The following is a 2,953-nucleotide window of genomic DNA, read 5'->3' as shown; positions in this document are numbered from 1 at the left end:
GAAGCACAGTTGAAGGGTATCTCTGCGGACGAGCCGATCCTCCGGATTGCCCCCAAAGTCGGGAGACGGCCAGATCCAGGCAGAGTCCGGCAGCGTGTCGCGAGGCTCGACGATGGCGACGGCCGGGTCGAACAGGTCAACGGGAAGCGCGCGGCGTTTGGATTGTCTCAGCTTGTCCAAGCACAGGTTGGAGGCAATCCGATAGACCCAAGTTTTGAACGAGGACTCCTGTCTGAACGTGCTCCAGCTCTGCCAGACCCGAATACTCGTCTCCTGAACAGCATCATCCGCATCGTCCATGGAGCCTAGCATTCGGTAACAGAACGAGGTTAAGCCCGGCTTCAAGCTTGCAAATAATGGTTCGTCAAATGCTTTCTCGTTCATCGTGTCCTCCCTTAACGATCTCCCCGAAGGGCAGTACCTTCATTATATGTAATGAAGCGGTCTAATTCATCAACTTTCCTGGGAATTCTTATGTCTGGGCATATTTCATCCCAAGGGACACCTAGATGATCGAAGTACCACATCTAATTGAGAGACAAACATGGCTTATCGAGGAGACTCAACCACGGTTAACCATATATGTTCTTGTCATATCGTTAAAACAAAAAAAGCCGCAGATATGCGGCACTCGAGCGTGTTAAGAACTAAATATATCTCTATTCAGATTCACAATGTCTTGGTGCGAATATCCCCCGTTGGCTGCTGATAGTCTCTCCATCACTTCATCCCGTAGGAATGGGGCTTTTTCTTTATTTGCCTTATTTAATGCTTCGGTTAGTTCCTCTTTGGTAAGTTCTGTGCAGTATGCAGGCGTTCCCGGCTGTTGTCTCCACGAATCACTTAAAGATCCGCTATCTACTGGGTCGAAGCCTAGCTCATTTACGATGTTCATGGTTATTTGTTTATGCAACTGGTTATCACCAGCAATCGCTATGGCAATGCGGCCTCTCGTACCTTCGGGAGTCCCTTTATGTTCTAACGTATAGGCTAACAGATTGTTGAAAGCTTTAGTGATGGGTCTCCCTAACTGATTTGATACCCAAACACTTTCAACCATCCCTTTCTCAATTTCATGGATTTTGTTGTCTCTATATGGATAATAGTTTGAGGTGTCTAGAATGACTACGTCCTCCCCCGCTTGATCTACAATGTTGCGAATACTTGGCAGTGCGTGCAAAGGGATAGATATGACTAGAACATCAATATTTGTAATTACCTCATTTACATTCACAGGTGTTCCTGCAAGTTCTTTTCCTTCTAGCCGTTCAATACTGCGAGCATCTGCAATTTTGACATCATGTCCATTCTCAACTAATTTTTTTGAAATATTTAACGCGATTGGTCCTGCACCTATAATTCCAAATCTCATATTCATTTCTCCTATCCTATTCTAAGCGTTATATTTCCGTGGTGGCAGTCTGGTTGACTGGCAACTACGACGGTTAATAAGAACTTAATTTCTATTTTTGGATCCCTAAAATACCAAGTGTTAGTAAGTAGCCTGTTGTCAACCGATCCTATATCTCCTTGATGGAGTTAGTTAGTTTGCTAAGTAAAATTCCGAAAAGATCACTTATAATAAGTTACTCTCCATTTGCTTTAAAAGCCTCCTTAATAACAAGCGTTCTTCGGGTAAAATGGAGTGCAGTAATTTATCCTGCTGTTGTCTCCATTTCATTTCAACCGGGCTCTCTAATGCTTTGCCTTTGTCGGTTAGAAAGATTCGCATTACCCTAGCATCATGTTCATCACGTTTACGATATATAAATCCGTTTTGCTCCAGTGATTTAACCATATTAGTTACTGTAGGCGGTTCACATTTTAAATGTTCACACAGCTGCATTTGTGTTACCCCATCGCCTAGCCATAATCGATAAAGTAAATTGTCTTGGCCTACATAAAGGTTAAGTTCTCTTAGAGACTCGCTGTAATCCCGGCGCATTTGGGAAGAAATTCTATCTAACGACTGACGAATATCACAATCCACTGTATCTGACATTCATTTATCTCCTCATTTAAGCATCTTGTTATGATGAAGCGGGCTCAATATATCATGGTGAAATTCTGGTGTCAACTGAGCTTAATATACATAACAGGATGGAGTACAGTGGCTGCGAATTTCTTAAAAGGTGAACTGAACCTACCACAGACCATTTGTTAAGCAAGCTGCTTCTCATGTTGTCCGCTCATGTTTTTTCTTCACCTTCATTCTGTATAGGCTTAGAGATAAATCACTCTCTTTTGTGTTAGAATATTACTTAGCCTGCTAAATAAATGTTTATTTCAGTTGACTGCTCAATGGCATTGACATCATCATAAATTGTTTTGATGGATCTGCAAAGAGGGCAAAATAAATGAACGTAGTACATCTTTTTGTACCTTTGGATTGGGAGTGATATCAATGAGAGTCTGTAATGAAGGATTCGATAAAGAGTTTATGGATGAAAATAGGGATATGTACGCGATTGCCTTTACACAAAATATTCTTTCAGGACGGTGGAAATACTTTATATTATGGTATTTAAAAGGGGATACACGTCGTTATACGGATATAAAAAAATTTCTTGGGGGATTATCACAAGGTTCTCTCACAAAGCAGCTAAAAGAGCTGGAAACCGATGGGGTTATTAGACGTGTTGTTTACCCGGAAGTCCCACCACGAGTAGAGTATTCGTTAACCGATAAGGGAAATAAATTACTGCCGATCCTTGAAAAAATGGAGGACTTCGGTAAGGAATTCGGCAGTTAGGATGAATCCCAGCTTAATTTGATCGCTATAAAATTTCACTTTAAGATGATTTGCTGGAGAATCCTTAATAGTCTCTATATTTTCTAGGGTATGGATTTTCCCTTCTTTATATTACTAGAGTCAAGCAAGATGACAAATTTTCTCTAAATTTTCATCCTCTAAGTTCTTAGTCATGTTGTGGCGACCTGGTGTAGTTATGTG

4 protein-coding genes are annotated in these 2,953 nt (G+C 41.3%); 1 reads left to right on the top strand and 3 read right to left on the bottom strand.

Annotation, left to right across the window (positions count from 1 at the left end; genetic code table 11):
- From CPT76_RS09665 to CPT76_RS09655, 3 genes are all read right to left on the bottom strand, one after another.
- Nucleotides 1-384: sigma-70 family RNA polymerase sigma factor (locus CPT76_RS09665; protein ID WP_146116286.1), on the bottom strand; the 384-nt coding region annotated here is incomplete at its 3' end.
- Between the two features lie 256 nt (nt 385-640).
- Complete coding sequence (locus tag CPT76_RS09660; RefSeq protein WP_105442767.1) at nt 641-1,372, bottom strand: NADPH-dependent F420 reductase; 732 nt, start codon at nt 1,370-1,372, stop codon at nt 641-643.
- Nucleotides 1,373-1,576: 204 nt separating this feature from the next.
- On the bottom strand, nt 1,577-2,002 hold the full coding sequence (locus tag CPT76_RS09655; protein ID WP_105442766.1) for a MarR family winged helix-turn-helix transcriptional regulator: 426 nt from the start codon (nt 2,000-2,002) through the stop codon (nt 1,577-1,579).
- Nucleotides 2,003-2,404: 402 nt separating this feature from the next.
- Here CPT76_RS09655 and CPT76_RS09650 point away from each other — a divergent pair, with 402 nt between their 5' ends.
- Nucleotides 2,405-2,752, top strand: a complete 348-nt coding sequence (locus tag CPT76_RS09650; protein WP_105442765.1) for a winged helix-turn-helix transcriptional regulator — start codon at nt 2,405-2,407, stop codon at nt 2,750-2,752.
- The last annotated feature ends 201 nt before the right edge of the window (nt 2,753-2,953 follow it).

Source organism: Paenibacillus sp. AR247 (assembly GCF_002968895.1).
GTDB lineage: Bacteria > Bacillota > Bacilli > Paenibacillales > Paenibacillaceae > Paenibacillus_AQ > Paenibacillus_AQ favisporus.
Note: the sequence above shows the minus strand (reverse complement) of the source record. Positions and strands in the feature narration are given on the sequence as shown.

Bases quoted from the DNA above. Each gene is read 5' to 3' on its own strand.
- CPT76_RS09650 (WP_105442765.1), top strand. From the start codon at position 2,405: ATGAGAGTCTGTAATGAAGGATTCGATAAAGAGTTTATGGATGAAAAT.
- CPT76_RS09655 (WP_105442766.1), bottom strand. From the start codon at position 2,002: ATGTCAGATACAGTGGATTGTGATATTCGTCAGTCGTTAGATAGAATT.
- CPT76_RS09660 (WP_105442767.1), bottom strand. From the start codon at position 1,372: ATGAGATTTGGAATTATAGGTGCAGGACCAATCGCGTTAAATATTTCA.